The organism is Nocardia sp. FBN12, from assembly GCF_054031145.1.
The window spans coordinates 3916101-3934161 of record NZ_CM132926.1 but is presented as its reverse complement, the minus strand read 5'-3'; the positions used below and the strand labels follow the sequence as shown (position 1 = coordinate 3934161).

The following is an 18061-nucleotide window of genomic DNA, read 5'->3' as shown; positions in this document are numbered from 1 at the left end:
CCATCTATCAGGAGGTGAGCACCGCTGTTCATCGGTGCGCTCGAATTCGATCTACTGCTCGGTGACGTGCATTCGCTCAAGGAGAAGCGGTCGGTGATCCGGCCGATCCTCGCCGAGCTGGGAAAGCGCTTCGGCGTGAATGCCGCCGAAGCCGGAGATCAGGACCTGCACCGCCGGGCACTGCTCGGTGTGGCCATGGTCAGTGCGGAAACGGGACACCTGAACGAGGTGCTCGACAAATGTGAGCGGCACGTTGCCGCGCGTCCGGAGATAGAGTTGCTGGCAGTACGCCGCCGGATCTTCGGACCCGAAGACTGAGGCTGCGGCATGGGTGTCAAGGCCCTGGCCTCACCCACGCCGCCATAGAAAGGAGCACCGCCATGGTGGATCAAGCCAGGGCACGCCGGCTCGCCAAGCGGATTTCCGCGATCGTGGCCACCGCGATCGAATACGAGATCAAGGATCCGCGGCTGCGGTTCGTCACCGTCACCGATGCCAAGGTGTCCGGCGATCTGCGCGAGGCGAATATCTATTACACGGTCATGGGCGAGACCATCGACGCCGAACCCGACTACGCCGAAGCCGCCGCCGGGTTGGATGCGGCCAAGGGTGTGTTGCGGTCGAAGGTGGGCGCGGGGACCGGAGTGAAGTTCACCCCGATCCTGTCTTTCACACTCGATAAGGTGCCCGAGGTGGCCCGCGAGATGGAAGAGTTGCTCGCCAGGGCTCGCGCCATCGACGACGAGGTGGCCAAGGTCGCCGCCAACGCCAAGCACGCGGGCGAGGCCGACCCGTACAAGGTCGATCGCGACGACGAAGACGAGTAGGCAGGCATGTCCGGTCAGCGCCCGGTAGCTCGAGTGACCACGCAGGACGCCGCGTCCTGCCCGGTGGGCACCGCCTTGTCGGGCCGGCGACCGGTGGCCGGATGACCAGCGTCCGCGACGGGACCGAACTGGGCGCGGCCGTCGCCGCACTGGCGGCGGCGCGCTCGGTGACGATCCTGTGCCACGTGCAGCCAGATGCCGACACCGTCGGTAGCGGGCTGGCACTGGCTTTGGCGCTGCGCCGGCGCGATGTGCCGGTGTGCGTGTCCTTCGCCGAGCCCGCTGATCTGCCCGCGTCGTTACGCACGCTGCCGGGGGTGGAGCTTGTGGTACCGCCCGCGCAGGTACCCGAGGTGGTCGATCTGTTGATCGTCGTCGACTGCGGGGCGCGCAGTCGACTCGGTTCGTTGGCCGACCGATTACCCGGTGCCACCATGACATTGGTGATCGATCACCACCGCGCCAACGACGGCTTCGGCACCGTCGATCTGATCGACGAATCCGCGGCCTCGACCACCGAACTCGTTACCCGCCTGCTCGACGCCTGGCGTGTGGAGATCGATGCCCCCATCGCGCACTGCCTGTTCGCGGGCCTGGTCACCGACACCGGCTCGTTCCGCTGGGCCCGTCCCGGCAGCCACGCCATGGCCGAGCGCCTGCTCGCCACCGGCATCGACGGCACCGAGATCACCCGAGTTCTGCTCGATACCCACCCCTATACCTGGCTGCCGATGCTGTCGAAGGTGCTGTCCACCGCGGTGGTCGTGCCCTCCGCCGCCGGTGTCGGTCTGGTCTACGCGCTCGTTCGCGCCGCCGACACCCACGACGTGGGCCCCGAAGAGGTCGAAAGCGTCATCGACGTCATTCGCACCACTGCCGAAGCAGGGATCGCCGCCGTCTTCAAGGAAGCTCGCGGCCAGAACGACCGCTGGACGGTCTCGCTGCGTTCCCGCGACTCCGCCCCCGGCCGCACCGACGGCATCGACGTCGCCGCGGTAGCCGGCGTTTTCGGCGGCGGCGGCCACCGCTTCGCCGCCGGCTACACCACCTACGGCAACCCCGACGATGTTGTGCGCGCGCTGATCACCGCGCTGGGATGAGGTGATGTCACCGGACCGCGCCAGTGCGTCCGGTGGCTTGGTCAGATGACGGCGGAGTCGCGGCGCAGCCGTAGGGCGAGGGGGACGCCGGGGATCGTGGTGGTGTCGCAGAACGTGAAGGCCAGGAAGCCAGTTGCCAGGCCGGGGGCGAGGGCGACGAGGCCGATCATGACCGCGGGGAGTTCGACGCCGCGGCGTAGGACCGCGACCGGTATCACCGCGCAGCCGACCACCCCGGCGAGGACGTTCACCAGCGCACGATGCTTGCCGCGTCGGCGCTGACGCCGGACGGTTCCAGCAGGGCCTGGCCGAAGGTGGCCAGTGCGACGAAGGTGCCGAACGGGAAGAACACGGCGACGCAGAGGCGGCGCACGTACCGGTCGCCGAGGGTTGCTCGGAGGGCGGCGAGCGAGGTCGAGGTGCTCGCCGCCGGCCCCCGGCCTGGTGCGTCGATTCGCGCGCTGGGCGGCGGTGTCGGTGGGGTGTGCCACCATCGGCAGGTCGACAGCGCGTTCCGGGCCATGGGTCCATGACAAGGGTGGGAGGTCGGTGTGGGGTCCGCTGAACCGATGGACGAGGCCGTGACCGGCGACGAGGTCGACCGGGCGGGGCCCCGACGCATCCTGGGTATCGCGGTGCCCACCCTCGGAGTGCTGGTCGCCGAGCCGCTGTATCTGCTTTTCGACATCGCGGTGGTCGGCCGACTCGGCGCGCTGGCGCTGGCCGGGCTGGCCGTCGGCGCGGTGATTCTCGGGACGGTGAGCACCCAGCTGACGTTCCTGTCCTACGGAACCACCGCGCGCGCGGCCCGCAGACACGGTGCGGGGGACCGGGTCGGCGCGGTCGAGGAAGGCGTCCAAGCCAGTTGGGTGGGGCTGGCGGTGGGCTTCGTGATCGTCGCGGTGATCCAATTGTTCGCGGTGCCGCTGTGTTCGGTGCTCTCCGGCGGTGGGGAGATCGCCGGCGAAGCACTGATCTGGGTGCGGATCGCGCTGTTCGGCGTGCCGCTGATCCTGCTGGCGATGGCGGGCAACGGCTGGATGCGCGGTGTGCAGGACGTGCGACGGCCACTGACCTATGTGATTGTGGGCCTGGCACTTTCGGCGGTGCTGTGTCCGGTGCTGGTGTACGGACTACTCGGCGCGCCGCGGATGGAGCTGGCCGGTTCGGCGGTGGCCAATCTCGTCGGGCAGTCGGTTTCGGGCGTCCTGTTCGCCTATGCCTTGCTGCGCGAACGTGTTTCGTTGCGTCCACAACTCGCGGTGATGCGCGCGCAACTCGTCCTCGGCCGCGACCTCATCGTCCGCAGCCTGTCCTTCCAGATCTGTTTCGTGTCCGCCGCCGCGGTGGCCGCCCGTTTCGGCGCCGCCTCCGTCGCGGCCCATCAGGTCGTCCTGCAACTCTGGAACTTCCTGGCCCTGACCCTGGATTCACTCGCCATCGCCGCCCAGACGCTGGTCGGCGCGGCGCTCGGCGCGGGTAGTGCCGACGGCGCCAAGGCAATCGCGCGCCGAGTCACCGCATGGTCGGTCGCCTTCTCGCTGCTCCTGGCCGCCGCCTTCGCCGCGGGGGCGGCGGTGATCCCGCTGCTGTTCACCGATGACCTCCAGGTCCTCGACCGCACCCACGTCATCTGGTGGTTCTTCGTCGCGATGATCCCGGTAGCCGGGGCGGTCTTCGCCCTCGACGGTGTCCTGCTCGGCGCGGGCGACGCCGCCTTCCTGCGCACGGCGACCCTGGCTGCCGCCCTGATCGGCTTCCTCCCGCTGATCTGGCTGTCATTGATCTTCGACTGGGGCGTCGCCGGCATCTGGACCGGCCTGGTCGTCTTCATGCTGGGCCGGTTGCTCGCTGTCGTCGCTCGCGCACGATCGGGGCGGTGGGCCAAGGTAGGTGCCGAACTCCCGCACGGTGCCGCGTAGCTGCGCGGGGAATCCGTTGATGCGCAGGGGGATTGATGACGATGCAATGTATGACCGCGCTTCCCCGCCGACGATCGCCTACCGTCGAAGGGACGACGTGCCGACGATGGAGGCGGAGACCGTGCGCAAGGTGATTTCCCGAGGTAGCCGGGTGGCCGTGTCCGCGGCGCTGGTCCTGATCGGTGCGGTAGGTGGGCTGCCCGCGGCGCAGGCGGTGCCCAGCGCGCCCGGACAATTGATCTCGCACACCGCGCTGCCCGCGGGCTGGGGTGAATGGTCGCGCGCGGCCATCGTCGAATATCGCACGGAGGGCGCGACGCGCGGCACCACGGCGGCGGCCGGCCTGCTGCTGCTCCCGGAGTCGCCCGCGCCGGCAGGCGGGTATCCGGTCGTCGCGTGGGATCACGGGACCAGCGGCCTCGCGCCCCACTGCGGCCTCACCACCAACCAGGCCCGCAACGAGCGCCCGCTGCTGCAGGCATTCCTCGATCGCGGCTGGGCGGTCCTCGCCCCGGATTACCTCGGCCTGTCGGCCGGCTCCGATACCGTGCACCCTTATCTGCACACCCGCACCGAGGCCACGGCCACGATCGACCTGGTGCGTGCGGCACGGGCCGCGGAGCCGAGCCTGGCGAAGACCTGGGCCGTGGTCGGCGGTTCCCAAGGCGGGCATGCCGCGCTGGGCACCGGCAATCTCGCCGACGACTACGCGCCCGAACTCGATTTCCGCGGCACCGTGGCGCTGGCGCCGGAATCCAATTTCGAACAGATCCTGTCCCGGCTCGACCCGAGCATCCCGAACCTGCCGATCGTGGACCGGCTCGTCGGCCCGTTCGCGGGCATGCTCGCCGGGCTGCGCGCCACCCGACCGGACCTGGATGTGAACGGCCTGCTCAGCGCCCGCGGGCGCGAGGTGGTCGACGCCGTAGCCACCAGCTGTGTCGACGATTTCGACCGGGCCGTCGGCGGTGCGTCGATCGGCTCACTGCTCGCGAAACCTCTGTCCGCCAACGGTATCGGCGCCGCCCTGCACGACTACATGGTCGTCCCGACGCTCGGCTATCGACAACCGATCCTGATCGCCCACGGCGCGGCCGACACCGTGGTTCCGCTGCCGATGACGCTCGCGCTGCTCACGCAGATGCGTTCGGCGGGCACCCGAGTGGAGTTCGCGCAGTACCCGGGCGGACACGAAGAGGTCGGCGTCGAAGCGCGGGAGAAGGTGCTGGCTTTCGTCGACGGCTTGCTCGCCGCCTGACGGGCGGACCGGGCGGATACGTCGTCCGGTCGCCGGAGCCGGGGCGCTCCAGCGCGGCTAGCCGGGCGAGTCCTTCTTCACCGAGCCGTAGATGACGGCGGCGCCGACCAGCGCGAGCGGGACGAAGCAGAAGAGCCCGAGGAAATCGCCTCGCTGGTTGATATCTTCCTGTTCGTCGCGGTTGTGGCGGACGGTGTTGTCGGTGACGCACACATCGTCGGCATCCATCACCTCGGTGCCGCACTTGACGCCGGCATCGCCGGACTCGGGCAGGCTGATGAAGGCGAGGGCGCCGAAGAACAGCAAGATCGCGAGGCCCATCAGAACACCGGCGATCCGTGCGCCCGGTGTCTGCGGTTCGCCGCCGGGCGCCGCGGGCGCCACGGCTGGGCCTGCGGCCGGCGTCGATCGACCTGAACCTGTCGTCGCGTTCGCGGATCGAGGGCCGAGGTCGGGCTGCGCAGGCAGCGCTAGTCCGATGTCGTGCGCGAGGCCGACGATCCCGTTCGCGTAGCCCTCGCCGAGGTGGCGAACCTTCCATCGCCCCTGATGGCGATACAGCTCGACCGGCATGACGAGCTTCTCCGCCGAGAATCCGCTGCTCACCGCGACGATCTCCGTGCTGCCGGCCCGCACGACGGTCCGAATCTCGCGGCCGGCGAACCCGCGCTCGCCGGCGCTGACGACGACCACCACCCGGGCGATCGCCGGGTCGACCAGATTCGGGTCGACCCGGACCGCACCCTCCTCGACCTCGACCGCACCGTCGGTCGAGCGTTCCCCACCGGGGACAACCAGGTCGCCTGCCGCGCGTAGCCGACCGGTGTCGTCGAGACACACCGCGAACAGCTGCGGAAGCGAGCCGTTCAACAGGCCGGGCTCAACCTCGACCCGTCCCTCGGGCAGCACACAGTTGCCCCCTTTTGCCAACAGCACAAGATCCCCCAGAATTGCAGTGACACAACGTTATCCGGGAAATCCTAACCGTTCACGGGGAGGCGGGCGCGGTCTGTGGCGGGTGCTCGCGCACCGCTCGGCGGTCGGTGTGCCACTGTGGACAGGTGATTCCGAAGTTGATGGCGGTCAGCGATGTGCATGTGGGACATCAGGGGAACAAGCCTGTGGTGGAGCAGATCGTGCCCGATTCGCCCGAGGACTGGCTGATCGTGGCCGGGGACGTGGGGGAGAAGGCCGAGGAGGTGCGGTGGGCGCTGGAGTTGTTGCGCGGCCGCTTCGCCAAGGTGATCTGGGTGCCGGGCAATCACGAGCTGTGGACGACGCCGAAGGATCCGGTGCAGATGCACGGGGCCGCGCGCTACGACTATCTCGTGGCGATGTGCCGTGACCTCGATGTCGTGACGCCGGAGGACCCGTTCCCGGTGTGGACGGGTTCGGGTGCCGAGAAGTACGGCGGCGGGGTCACCCTCGCCCCGATGTTCCTGCTGTACGACTACTCGTGGCGTCCGGCGGGCACGAAGACCAAGGCGGAGGGTTTGGCGCTGGCGCGCGAACGCAATGTCGTCGCGACCGACGAGTTCCTGCTGACCCCCGACCCGTACCTCACCCGCGACGCCTGGTGCCACGCCCGCGTCCAGTACACCCAGCGCCGCCTCGACGCCCTGCCGCCGGAAACCCCGCTGGTGATGATCAACCACTTCCCCCTGGTCCGCCAGCCCACCGACATCCTGTTCTACCCGGAGTTCTCGCTGTGGTGCGGCACCGACCTGACCGCCGACTGGCACACCAGCTACAACGTGGTCTGCTCGGTCTACGGCCACCTGCACATCCCCCGCACCACCTACTACGACGGCGTCCGCTTCGAAGAGGTCTCCCTCGGCTACCCCCGCGAATGGAAACGCCGAGGCATGCCCGACCCCCTACTGCGACAGATCCTCCCCGACCCCGAATACGCCGAGGGCGACCTCAATGCCTGGGGCGGCCACTTCAAGGTGACACCGGAGATGGAAGCCGCAGCCGCCGAAATGCGAGCCAAATCCGACCGCCGCCGAGGTATCTGACCAGTGAATTTGCACGAGATCCCACCACCTGATTTCGTAAGCACATCGGTAACTCACCGGGTACGAGCAATCCCCGCCCACCCGGTACCGCCAGACGCCGACGCTGACCCAACCGGCACCTGAGTCTGGCCTGAATACGCGGAGAGGCGGACAAGCACTTGCTGGAGAGGATTTTGCCGCGGAGTGTGGCTTCGGCGGAGTTGTTGGTGTTTCCCGAGGACTTGACGGCGCATCCCGCCGAAGAGCACCTCATCGCCAAGTCCGTCGAGAAGCGCCGCCGCGATTTCATCGGCGCCAGGCACTGCGCTCGCCTCGCGCTCGAAGAGCTCGGTGAGCAGCCCGTCGCGATCGGTAAGGGTGAGCGTGGCATGCCGCTGTTCCCCCGTGGCATCGTCGGCAGCCTCACCCATTGCGACGGCTACCGGGCCGCCGCGATGGCGCACGCGTTGCGTTTTCGTTCGGTCGGCATCGATGCCGAACCGCACGGCGCGCTGCCCGAGGGCGTGCTCGATTCGGTCAGCCTGCCCGCCGAACGCAAGTGGCTGTCCGACACGGACGGCGAGGGCCTGCACCTGGATCGCCTGTTGTTCTGTGCCAAGGAAGCCACCTTCAAGGCCTGGTTCCCGCTGACATTGCGCTGGCTCGGTTTCGAGGACGCCCACATCACGTTCGAGATAGATTCCCGCACCTCGGATTCCGGTTCCGGAACCTTTCACACGAAGCTGCTGGTGCCGGGTCTGACGAACGACGGCGGCGCCCCGCTGACGCAGTTCGACGGCAGTTGGCTGATCGCCGACGGGCTGATCCTGACCGCGATCGCGCACGGCTGATGGCGGCGCGCGTGTCGCGGGTCGGCGAGCTGGGCGGTCTCGTGATCGTCGACAAGGACAGCGGGCTCACCAGCCACGATGTCGTGGCGCGCGGCCGAAAGCTGTTGCAGACCAAGAAGGTCGGGCATGCGGGCACGCTCGACCCGATGGCCACCGGTGTGCTGGTGCTCGGGGTGGAGCGGGCCACGAAACTGCTCGGCCAGCTGCTGCTCACCACCAAGGCCTACACCGCGACGATCCGGCTCGGCCAAGCCACGAACACCGACGACGCCGAGGGGGAAGTCACCGCGACGACGCCCGCGCTGCACGTCACCGACGACGAGATCGCGGCCGGTGTGGCGGCGCTGACCGGCGATATCGAGCAGGTGCCCGCCACGGTGAGCGCCATCAAGGTCGACGGCGAACGGGCCTATGCGCGCGTGCGTGCCGGCGAAGAGGTGCAGTTGGCCGCCCGGCCGGTCACAGTGTCGCGGTTCGACGTCCTCGCCCGCCGCGATGTCGGGGAGTTCGTCGATCTCGACGTGGATGTCGAGTGCACGTCCGGCACCTACATCCGGGCCTTGGCCCGGGATCTCGGTGCGGCGCTCGGCGTGGGTGGCCACCTGACCGCGTTGCGCCGCACCAGGGTCGGCCCCTTCACGCTCGAGCACGCCCGGACACTCGAAGAACTCGCGGCTGCCGCCGAAGCCGACGAGCCCCTGCTCAGTCTCGACGTCGACGCGGCGGTCAAAACCGCGTTCCCGCTGCGCGACATCGACGAATCCCAGGCCACCGACCTGCGCACCGGTCGCTGGCTGGAACCCGTCGGTATCAAGGGCGTCTACGCCGCCATCGACCCACGCGGCCGGGCCATCGCGCTGCTCGAGGAGAGCGGTAAGCGTGCGGGCTCGGTGATGGTGGTGCGGCCAAGGGGGATCGGCGACTGACCGGCGTGCTCGGTGTCGGCCATCCCGCACGGCCGCGGAGATCAGATGCTCACCATCGGCGCTGCCGGTTGAGGTAGGCCGGTCTCCTTCGTCAGGTGGTCGGCCAGCCTTGCCGCTTCGGCGGCGAGCCCGGGTGGGTTGGTGGCGATGAACATCGAATCCGCGGCCAGGTTGCCGAGAACGTGCCAGCCGCCGACGGGCGTTGCGGATGTCAGCAGGCCGCCGGTGGGCGCGAATTCCGCTGCGCCACTATCGAGTAGGTCGGCGATCAGTGACTCCGTGTCCTGCGGGGTGACGTAGGCGGGCGGGTTGACGGCGTTGATCACGACATCGGCGTTCCATGCGGATTCGCCGGTCATCGTGAACTCCGTCTCAGCCGCCGTGATCGCGGTGATTCCGGTGCGCAACCGGACCTGACCCGAATCCAGCAGGCGCAGCAGGATTTCCGCATTGTGCGGGACCATGGGTGAGCTGAGGCTGCTGATCGTGCGGAAATGGGTGGTACGCAACATTATCCGGTCGGCGTCGGTCAGTGCGGGCCACAGGATCGGGCCCATCGTACGAATCGCCATCGTGAGCAGGCGTCGACCGAGCAGGGTGGAATCGACCTCGGTGAGCTGGCGGCGCAGCCGTCGCGCCGGGTCTTCGGTGCCCGTGTCGCGGATCTCGGCGGCGAACTCCTCGAAATTCTCACCCAGTTCAGCCAATTCGGCCCGCAGCAGCGCGACCGCATCGGTGAACGAGACCACACCGCCGGCGGCGAGATCCAGCGCGGCGGCCGGCGTGAGGTGCCGCGGTGCCAGTGGTCGTGGCCGCTGTTGGACGAACGGCAGGATGCCGCTGCGCGAGAGCAGGGTGATCGGCCCGCGATGGCCGTTGGCGGTCAGTGCCGCGGTGATGTCGACGGCGGTCAGGCCGCTGCCGATCACGGCGACCCGAGCTTCGGGGTCGACCTCGGCGAGGGAGTGCGCGAGCGGGTACGGCTCGTCGATATAGCCGGGTGCTCCGGTCAGCCCGTACTGATCGCGGGGTCGGCCGCTGCCGACGCAGAGCACCACGCGATCGACGGGATGCGTCACACCGCCCTCGGTGCGCAGCTTGCCCTCGGCGATCCCGGTGACTCGGTCGTTCACGACGCTGACCTGCCACCCGTCGCGCCGCAGCCGGGCGATCGACGTCCGCGCCGCGTGTTCGAGGTACTCCCCGTACATCGCGCGTGGCACGATCGGCTGCCCCAATCCGGGGTCGAGGAAGCGCATCGCCTCCGGTTGCCGCGTCAGCCACCGTTCGAAATGTCGGAGATCGTTCGCGCGCACCGACATCAACCCGGGCGGGGCGTTCACCCGCACCGCGGGCACGTCGTGCTGGTAGGCACGACCGCGCCAGACTGCCGCGGTTGCCTCGAATACCGTGATCGTGCCCGGCGCTGCTTCGGCGCGAGCGAGCGCGTCGAGCAGTCCCACCGCGGCCACTCCCGCGCCGATGATCCCGATTCGCATGTCGACTCCTGTCGTCGGACGGCATTGCCGCGCAATCTCATTCGATGGCGTGCACAGCGTCGTGCACGCTCCGTGATCAGCGTGCTCGCGTGCGGGCCGCAGTGGAATCCCGCGTTTGCGGGATGCGGGCCGCCGCTTCTCCACCGCCGCGTGTGGCCTGCGTCGGCGGTCTCCGCGCGGCACGACCCCCCGATTGCGGGATGGCCTCGGCTGTGGAACACGACGACAATGAGGTGCATGACCGCCCCGGCCGCACCTTCGATGACCGCTCTGCTCGCCGGGATCGCGGCCGCGCCGGACGCGCACGAGTTGTTCGCGCAGACCTCCACCCGACTGCGCCGGGCGGTGGATTTCGACGCGGCGGTGTGGGTGGCCACCGATCCGGTCAACGGGCTGACCACCGCGCCGGTGCGGGTGGAGAACCTGCACGAGGGCGGATGTGGAATCTATTGGGAGTCGGAGCTGTTCGCCGAGCACGTCAACCTGTTCCGCGATCTCGCGGTGGCGCCGGTGCCGGTGGCCGGATTGCGCGCGGTGACAGGTGACCGGCCGACACTGAGCCCGCTGTATCGCAACTTCATGCGGCCGCGCGGTTTCGGTGACGAGCTGCGGGCCGTGCTGCGGGTGGACGGGCAGGGCTGGGGCCAGGTCAGTCTGTTCCGGGAACGCGGCAGGGCGGCGTTCGCCGCGGCTGATATCGCTGTGCTGCAAACACTCTCGGCCCCGATGGCCCGCCGCCTGCGCGGTTTCGCCCGCCCTTCGACCGCGAGCTCGGAGGGCAACCACGCACCCGGTCTGCTCCTGTTCGGCGCCGATGGCACACTGCTCTCGGTGAACGACGAGGCCCGTGAGCTGCTCGCGCTGATGCCGCCTGGCCCGTCCACCACCACCGCCGCCGGTCTCGCATTGCCCTTGCCTGTCTGGATTCTCAGTACCGCCGGACGCGCACGCCTCACCGGCGACAGCGCCCGCATTCGCATCCGCACCCTGACCGGGCAGTGGCTCGTCTGCCACGCCTCGTGCCTGCGCGACGCGAACGGCGAACCGAGTACGACGGCGCTGGTGATCGAACACGCGACCCCGTCGGACGTCGCCGCACTCGTGGTCGCGGCCTATGAACTGACCCGCCGCGAACTCGAGGTCACCGAACTGATCGCGGCGGGGCTGTCCACCGCCGCCATCGCCGGGCACCTGCTCGTCTCCGCGCACACCGTGCGCGACCACGTGAAATCCATCTTCGACAAAACGGGTGTCACCAGCCGTGGCGAGCTCGTCGCGGCCCTGTTCACCGAATACCGGCAACCGGCGGCCGAATCGGTCACGCTCCGTGTCCTCGACGGCCGCGCGAGCTGAGCTCCTGGCGTCGGACCCCACCGAATCGAACAGGGCGCCACGTCGGGGTACCCGGCATCATCCGGCCTGCCAGATGCCGAGTCACCGGATTGCGGTGGCGGAACCGGCCGGGTGTCAGGGGTGGTGGACGCAGAGTTAACGACCTGCTCGGATCGGGCGATAGCGAGGTTGTACAGCTTGCGCGTCGGAGGGCAGACCATGACCGCGATCGGGAAGACCTGGATCGGCGTCGTCGCCGGTGCGACGCTGTTGCTCGCGGCCTGCGGGGGCGGTGATCCGCAGACGTCGGCACCGAGTTCGGTGCGCCCGACGATCGCGAGTTCCGCACCGATATCGGTCGCCACTCCCAGCGCGGCTCCGGCCGTTGTACCCGGCGGTCCGCCGTCCGGTACTTCTGCCGGCGGCCAGTCGAATTCCGCGCTTGCCTCCACCACTCCGGCGGCCACCGCCCGGCCGCCGGAACTCGCGACCGGTACGGTCGTCCTGAACACCGTGACCCTGTCCGGGATTCCCGTTCCCGGTGTGCCGGTACACCTTTCGCTGCAGCAGCCGTGTGATCCGGCGAGCAACGACATCCCCGTCGGCGAGACGGTGGAAACGCTGCGTCGCGACGGTGTCACCGATGAGCAAGGCCGGGCGGCTTTCGTCACCGAAATCGGTTGCTATCGCTTCGGGATGAGCGCGCCCTTGGGAACGAATCCTGTTCCCGAAGGGATGCACACGTTGTTCCTGCTCACCCCGGGCGGCACCGCTACCGGTCAACTCCGCTTCCAGGACACCACCCCCGAACCGGCTCCCGCCTGCGCCGAATCCACGATCGAAACCGAACTCGGCGTCGATCCCGGACCCGCCGCCACCATCCCCGACTGCGACGGGCAATGGGCCGTCATCCGCTGGGACACCCCGGGCGACAACCAGCGCGTCATCACCCGCACAGCGGGAACCTGGACCACCTACGTCCGGTTTCCCCACGACACCTGCTGGTCGAGTGCCTCCGCCGATGGCGTACCGGACCGCCTCCGCGCCTACTTCAACTGCTGATCCGGAACCACCTCGCGTGAGCTATGCGGTGAGCCAAATAGCTTCGGCGGCAAGGGTTCCGAGTTCGGTGGGGGAGTCCGCCGAGGCGATGCGCACGGCGATGGTGCCGGCGAAATCGCGGCGCTCCTCGACGGCGATGGCGGTGTCGAGGGCGATCCCGACGGAGTCGAAATAGCGCAGCATGGCGGGGTCGGAGTCGGAGATGCGGGCCACCCGGCCGGATTCGCCCGCGGCGAAGTCGCTGAGCTGGCGGGCGGGCGGAGTGGGAACGGCACCGTCGACCGACGGGATGGGATCGCCGTGGGGGTCGCGGTCGGGATGGCCGAGTTTCGCGTCGATGCGGGACATGAGCAGGTCCGAGACGGCGTGTTCGAGGACCTCTGCCTCGTCGTGGACCTCGTCCCAGCCGTAGCCGAGTTCGTTCACCAGGAACGTCTCGATCAGCCGGTGGCGGCGCACCATCGCGACCGCGGCGCGCCGGCCGTGTTCGGTCAGGGTGATCGCGCCGTAGCGGGCGTGCTCGACCAGCCCCTGGTCGGTGAGCTTGCGGACCGCTTCCGACACCGTCGACGCCGACACGCCGATCCGCTCGGCCAGCAGTTTCGTCGACACCTTCTCCTGCGACCACTCCTGGGCGGTCCAGATGACCTTCAGATAATCCTGTGCCACCGCCGACAGTTCCGGGGCGATCGTGGGGCTGAGTTCGGCCTGCTCGGCGGGCTGCGTCAGCGCGCTACGGGTCGCGACATCTCGTTTGGCTGGCACATCACCAATGTTAGGCATCCCTGGCCCGAATGACACATCGACGAACGGCGCACCGGCGATCCGCCTCACACCGGAATTCTGTTCGCGCACCGCTTTGCGTAGGCTTCGCTCTGTGCAGAGATGGCGAAGTCTCGACGACGTGCCCGCGGACTGGGGGCGTTGCGTTCTCACGATCGGCGTGTTCGACGGGGTACATCGGGGGCACGCGCAGCTGATCAGCCGCGCGGTCGCCGCGGCGGACAAGCGTGGCGTTCCCTCGGTCCTGATGACCTTCGATCCGCACCCCATGGAAGTGGTGCGACCCGGTTCGCATCCCGCACAGCTGACCACCCTGACCCGCCGCGCGGAGCTGGCCGAGGAACTCGGGATCGACGTCTTCTGCGTGATGCCGTTCACCCAGGAATTCATGAAGCTCACCCCGGGCGAATACGTCCACAACCTGCTGGTCGAGCGCCTGCACGTCACCGAGGTCGTGGTCGGCGACAACTTCACCTTCGGCAAGAAGGCCGCAGGCACCGTCGACACGATGCGCGACCTCGGCGAGCGGTTCGGCTTCGAGGTCGACGGGGTGACCCTGCTCGGCGAACACGCCGTCACTTTCTCCTCCACCTATATCCGCGCCTGTGTCGACGCGGGGGATATGGCCGCCGCCGCCGAGGCGCTCGGGCGCCCCCATCGCGTCGAAGGTGTCGTCGTGCACGGTGACGGGCGTGGTCGCGGGCTCGGTTTCCCGACCGCCAACGTCGCCCCGCCGATGCACGCCGCGATCCCGGCCGACGGGGTGTACGCGGGGTGGTTCACCGTGCTCGGCGCGGGCCCGACGATCGGTCAGGCCGCCCCCGGCGAGCGCGCGATGGCCGCGATCTCGGTCGGCACCAACCCCACGTTCTCCGGTCGCTCACGGACCGTCGAAGCGTTCGTCCTCGACGGCGAGGCCGACCTCTACGGCCAGCACGTCGGTGTCGATTTCGTCGAACAACTGCGCGGGATGCGCAAATTCGACACCATCGACGATCTGGTCGAGGCGATGGGCCGCGATGTCGAGGCCGCGCGCAAGGTACTCACCGCCGCCGATGCCTAAGGCCGATTCGGTAGCGCGTTCGAGCGTCCGGTAAAGTGGCTCCTCGGGTTTGCTGCGGTCCGCGGTGGCGCCCATCCCGGGTAACCGGACCTTCGAGCGCGGAACTGAAAAATAGGAGTCGAGCCACATGGCGCTGACCACTGAGCAGAAGTCGGCAATCCTCGCCGAGTACGGCCTGCACCCCACCGACACCGGCTCGCCGGAGGCGCAGATCGCGCTGCTGTCGAAGCGGATCTCGGACCTGACCGAGCACCTGAAGCAGCACAAGCACGATCACCACACCCGCCACGGCCTGCTGGCCCTGATCGGTCGTCGTCGTCGCCTGTCGAAGTACCTGCAGGCCAACGACATCAACCGCTACCGTTCGCTCATCGAGCGCTTGGGTCTGCGTCGCTGATCTGAATCAGACACGCCTCCTCGTAGAGGCGGTCGACACCTGGCCAACGAGAAGAAGTACACTTCTTCTCGTTGGCTATTCGTGTATTCGGGGACCATCGGGTTCCCGGCTGCATTACAACATGTGACAGCCGTATGCATCCGTCCGCGTGGCGTCGGTCTTCGGTAGTGGCCTTTCGGCAGGCGTTGTTCTCGCCGCCGTCGGGCTTCGATCGATGATCGCCTCCGCGTTGCCCTATTTGTGGAATGTTCCAGCGTGGAATGTTTCAGCCAAGGGGACACGGCCGGGTGCTGCGCGTGGACGCCAGGAGGGTTTCCACGTGTCCGTGTCCGGTACGGCTGACGACAGCTGGGTTCGCGCCCACCAGGGGAAAAGTACGCCTGGAAACGGCAGCGCGACCAGCGAGACGAGAGGTCGAGAGAAGAAAATATGACGCAGACAACTGAACGCCCTTCGACTGCGGTCGAGGTCGAGCCCGGAGTTTTCGAATCGGTCGCGCTGATCGACAACGGTAGCTTCGGCACCCGCACCATCCGCTTCGAGACCGGCCGTCTGGCCAAGCAGGCCGCGGGTTCCGTGGCCGCCTACCTGGACGACGAGACCATGCTGCTGTCGGCGACCACCGCGGGCAAGCACCCCAAGGACCAGTTCGACTTCTTCCCGCTGACGGTCGACGTCGAAGAGCGCATGTACGCCGCGGGCCGCATCCCCGGCTCGTTCTTCCGTCGCGAGGGCCGCCCCTCCACCGACGCGATCCTGACCTGCCGCCTGATCGACCGGCCGCTGCGCCCGACCTTCATCGACGGTCTGCGCAACGAGATCCAGGTCGTCGTCACGGTCCTGAGCCTGAATCCGGCCGACCTCTACGACGTGGTGGCCATCAACGCCGCCTCGGCGTCGACTCAGCTCTCGGGCATCCCGTTCTCCGGCCCGATCGGTGGCGTCCGCGTCGCCCTCATCGGTGGCCAGTGGGTCGCGTTCCCGACCGTCGAGCAGCTCGAAGGCGCCGTGTTCGACATGGTCGTCGCGGGCCGCGTCACCGACACCGGCGACGTCGCCATCATGATGGTCGAGGCCGAGGCCACCGACAAGGTCATCGCGCTGATCGAAGACGGTGCGCAGGCCCCGACCGAGGCCGTGGTGGCCGAGGGTCTGGAAGCCGCCAAGCCGTTCATCGCGCGCCTGGTCCGCGCCCAGGCCGACCTGGCCGCGCTGGCCGCGAAGCCGACCCAGGAGTTCCCGCTCTTCCCGCCGTACGGTCCCGACGTGTTCGAGGCTGTCGAGGGCACCTCGAAGGTCGAGCTGAACCAGGCGCTGAGCATCGCCGACAAGCAGGCCCGCGAAACCAAGATCGACGAGATCAAGGCCGAGGTGCTCTCCCGTCTGGGTGAGGACTTCACCGGTCGCGAGAAGGAGCTGGGTGCCGCGTTCCGCTCGGTCACCAAGAAGCTGGTTCGCCAGCGCATCCTCACCGACGGTTTCCGCATCGACGGTCGCGGCCTGGCCGATATCCGCCAGCTGTCGGCCGAGGTCGACGTGATCCCGCGCGCCCACGGTTCGGCGATCTTCGAGCGCGGCGAGACCCAGATCATGGGCGTCACCACCCTCGACATGGTGAAGATGGCGCAGCAGGTCGACTCGCTCGGCCCGGAGACCTCCAAGCGCTACATGCACCACTACAACTTCCCGCCGTTCTCCACCGGCGAGACCGGTCGCGTCGGTTCGCCGAAGCGTCGCGAGATCGGCCACGGCGCGCTCGCCGAGCGTGCGCTGATGCCGGTGCTGCCCTCGCAGGAGGAGTTCCCCTACGCCATCCGTCAGGTCTCGGAGGCGCTGTCCTCCAACGGCTCCACCTCGATGGGTTCGGTCTGTGCCTCGACGCTGTCGCTGCTCAACGCCGGTGTGCCGCTGAAGGCGCCGGTCGCGGGTATCGCCATGGGCCTGGTCTCCGACACCATCACCAACGACAAGGGTGAGGACGAGGTCCGCTACGTCGCGCTCACCGACATCCTCGGCGCCGAGGATGCCTTCGGCGACATGGACTTCAAGGTTGCCGGCACCCGTGACTTCGTCACCGCCCTGCAGCTGGACACCAAGCTCGACGGCATCCCCTCGCAGGTGCTCGCCGGTGCGCTGAACCAGGCGCACGACGCCCGCACCACCATCCTGGACGTGATGGCCGAGGCCATCACCGATCCCGACGAGATGAGCCCCTACGCCCCGCGCGTGACGGCCATCAAGATCCCGGTCGACAAGATCGGTGAGGTCATCGGGCCCAAGGGCAAGATGATCAACCAGATCACCGAGGAAACCGGCGCCAACATCTCCATCGAAGATGACGGCACTGTGTTCGTCGGTGCGACCGATGGGCCCTCGGCCCAGGCCGCGATCGACATGATCAACGCCATCGCCAACCCGCAGCTGCCCAAGGTCGGCGAGCGCTTCCTCGGCACGGTCGTCAAGACCACCGCCTTCGGTGCGTTCGTGTCGCTCCTGCCGGGCCGCGACGGTCTGGTGCACATCTCCAAGCTGGGCAACGGCAAGCGCGTGGCCAAGGTCGAAGACGTGGTCAACGTCGGCGACAAGCTGCGCGTGGAGATCGCCGATATCGACAACCGCGGCAAGATCTCGCTCGTCCCGGTCGAAGACGAGGCCGCCGCCGAGCCGGCTGCCGTCGAGGAGACCACCCCCGACGCCGAGTAAGCGTCGCCGCTCCACCTGACTGCCGAAGCCCCCGCCGTTCGCACGGCGGGGGCTTCGTCGTCTCCGGACTTCTCGTGACCTGGGTCACGTTGATGCAACGTTGGTGCAACGTTATTTCACATAGTGTGGTCGGACACAGTAAATACTCGCCGGTATCGAGATTTTGACTGAATCTGGTCCGGTTTATTATCGAAACGAATACGCTTCTCATCGTCTACGGACGCGTTTGGTGTCGGGGTTGACGATGGAGGTCGGGAGATAACCGAGTCATTGCTGGTTGCGTGGCGGCGAGCCGGATTGCCGCGATCGTGTCATAGCCGATCGCGCTGAATCCGGTGTGA

At 68.3% G+C, this 18061-nt stretch carries 18 protein-coding genes; 13 read left to right on the top strand and 5 right to left on the bottom strand.

What is annotated here, in order from left to right; all coding sequences use genetic code 11:
* Positions 1-24 precede the first annotated feature (24 nt).
* The 3 genes from ACWZHB_RS18830 (at position 25) to ACWZHB_RS18820 (ending at position 1927) form a co-directional block, all read left to right on the top strand.
* Positions 25-318 (top strand): DUF503 domain-containing protein, encoded by a 294-nt coding sequence (locus ACWZHB_RS18830; RefSeq protein WP_378628258.1) that lies wholly within the window; start codon positions 25-27, stop codon positions 316-318.
* 62 nt (positions 319-380) lie between these two features.
* Positions 381-827, top strand: a complete 447-nt coding sequence (gene rbfA, locus ACWZHB_RS18825; protein ID WP_427903174.1) for a 30S ribosome-binding factor RbfA — start codon at positions 381-383, stop codon at positions 825-827.
* A 101-nt stretch (positions 828-928) separates the two neighbouring features.
* On the top strand, positions 929-1927 hold the full coding sequence (locus ACWZHB_RS18820; protein ID WP_427903173.1) for a DHH family phosphoesterase: 999 nt from the start codon (positions 929-931) through the stop codon (positions 1925-1927).
* A gap of 41 nt (positions 1928-1968) precedes the next feature.
* On the opposite strand, the gene ACWZHB_RS18815 is transcribed toward ACWZHB_RS18820, so the two are convergent.
* Positions 1969-2178: a hypothetical protein gene (locus tag ACWZHB_RS18815; protein WP_427903172.1), complete on the bottom strand. Its 210-nt coding sequence runs from the start codon at positions 2176-2178 to the stop codon at positions 1969-1971.
* Positions 2175-2450 (bottom strand): hypothetical protein, encoded by a 276-nt coding sequence (locus ACWZHB_RS18810; RefSeq protein ID WP_427903171.1) that lies wholly within the window; start codon positions 2448-2450, stop codon positions 2175-2177. The genes ACWZHB_RS18815 and ACWZHB_RS18810 overlap by 4 nt, the downstream gene beginning before the upstream one ends.
* A gap of 46 nt (positions 2451-2496) precedes the next feature.
* Between ACWZHB_RS18810 and ACWZHB_RS18805 the strand changes: the two genes are divergently transcribed.
* Both ACWZHB_RS18805 and ACWZHB_RS18800 read left to right on the top strand, forming a co-directional pair.
* A complete protein-coding gene (locus ACWZHB_RS18805; protein WP_427903170.1) occupies positions 2497-3849 on the top strand; it encodes an MATE family efflux transporter in 1353 nt (450 codons plus the stop codon).
* A gap of 46 nt (positions 3850-3895) precedes the next feature.
* A complete protein-coding gene (locus ACWZHB_RS18800) occupies positions 3896-5107 on the top strand; it encodes an alpha/beta hydrolase family protein (protein WP_427903169.1) in 1212 nt (403 codons plus the stop codon).
* A gap of 57 nt (positions 5108-5164) precedes the next feature.
* Here ACWZHB_RS18800 and ACWZHB_RS18795 read toward each other — a convergent pair whose 3' ends face one another.
* The gene (locus ACWZHB_RS18795; protein WP_427903168.1) at positions 5165-6016 is read right to left on the bottom strand and encodes a TerD family protein; all 852 of its coding nucleotides are present in this window, start codon (positions 6014-6016) and stop codon (positions 5165-5167) included.
* 167 nt (positions 6017-6183) lie between these two features.
* Between ACWZHB_RS18795 and ACWZHB_RS18790 the strand changes: the two genes are divergently transcribed.
* The 3 genes from ACWZHB_RS18790 (at position 6184) to truB (ending at position 8881) form a co-directional block, all read left to right on the top strand.
* Complete coding sequence (locus ACWZHB_RS18790; RefSeq protein ID WP_427909219.1) at positions 6184-7125, top strand: metallophosphoesterase family protein; 942 nt, start codon at positions 6184-6186, stop codon at positions 7123-7125.
* A gap of 158 nt (positions 7126-7283) precedes the next feature.
* A complete protein-coding gene (gene npt, locus ACWZHB_RS18785) occupies positions 7284-7955 on the top strand; it encodes a 4'-phosphopantetheinyl transferase Npt (protein ID WP_427903167.1) in 672 nt (223 codons plus the stop codon).
* 11 nt (positions 7956-7966) lie between these two features.
* On the top strand, positions 7967-8881 hold the full coding sequence (truB, locus tag ACWZHB_RS18780; protein WP_427903166.1) for a tRNA pseudouridine(55) synthase TruB: 915 nt from the start codon (positions 7967-7969) through the stop codon (positions 8879-8881).
* A gap of 41 nt (positions 8882-8922) precedes the next feature.
* On the opposite strand, the gene ACWZHB_RS18775 is transcribed toward truB, so the two are convergent.
* Positions 8923-10380 (bottom strand): FAD/NAD(P)-binding protein, encoded by a 1458-nt coding sequence (locus ACWZHB_RS18775; RefSeq protein ID WP_427903165.1) that lies wholly within the window; start codon positions 10378-10380, stop codon positions 8923-8925.
* A gap of 237 nt (positions 10381-10617) precedes the next feature.
* On the opposite strand from ACWZHB_RS18775, the gene ACWZHB_RS18770 reads away from it, so the two are divergent.
* Complete coding sequence (locus tag ACWZHB_RS18770; RefSeq protein ID WP_427903164.1) at positions 10618-11733, top strand: LuxR C-terminal-related transcriptional regulator; 1116 nt, start codon at positions 10618-10620, stop codon at positions 11731-11733.
* A 198-nt stretch (positions 11734-11931) separates the two neighbouring features.
* Positions 11932-12774 (top strand): hypothetical protein, encoded by an 843-nt coding sequence (locus tag ACWZHB_RS18765; protein WP_427903163.1) that lies wholly within the window; start codon positions 11932-11934, stop codon positions 12772-12774.
* Between the two features lie 21 nt (positions 12775-12795).
* Here ACWZHB_RS18765 and ACWZHB_RS18760 read toward each other — a convergent pair whose 3' ends face one another.
* Positions 12796-13557 carry a metal-dependent transcriptional regulator gene (locus tag ACWZHB_RS18760; protein ID WP_427903162.1) on the bottom strand — a complete coding sequence of 254 codons (762 nt, stop codon included), beginning with the start codon at positions 13555-13557 and terminating at the stop codon, positions 12796-12798.
* 94 nt (positions 13558-13651) lie between these two features.
* On the opposite strand from ACWZHB_RS18760, the gene ACWZHB_RS18755 reads away from it, so the two are divergent.
* The 3 genes from ACWZHB_RS18755 (at position 13652) to ACWZHB_RS18745 (ending at position 17720) form a co-directional block, all read left to right on the top strand.
* Positions 13652-14620 carry a bifunctional riboflavin kinase/FAD synthetase gene (locus ACWZHB_RS18755; protein WP_427903161.1) on the top strand — a complete coding sequence of 323 codons (969 nt, stop codon included), beginning with the start codon at positions 13652-13654 and terminating at the stop codon, positions 14618-14620.
* Positions 14621-14747: 127 nt separating this feature from the next.
* The gene (gene rpsO, locus ACWZHB_RS18750; protein WP_056811493.1) at positions 14748-15017 is read left to right on the top strand and encodes a 30S ribosomal protein S15; all 270 of its coding nucleotides are present in this window, start codon (positions 14748-14750) and stop codon (positions 15015-15017) included.
* Positions 15018-15446: 429 nt separating this feature from the next.
* Positions 15447-17720 carry a polyribonucleotide nucleotidyltransferase gene (locus tag ACWZHB_RS18745; RefSeq protein ID WP_427903160.1) on the top strand — a complete coding sequence of 758 codons (2274 nt, stop codon included), beginning with the start codon at positions 15447-15449 and terminating at the stop codon, positions 17718-17720.
* Positions 17721-18061 lie beyond the last annotated feature (341 nt).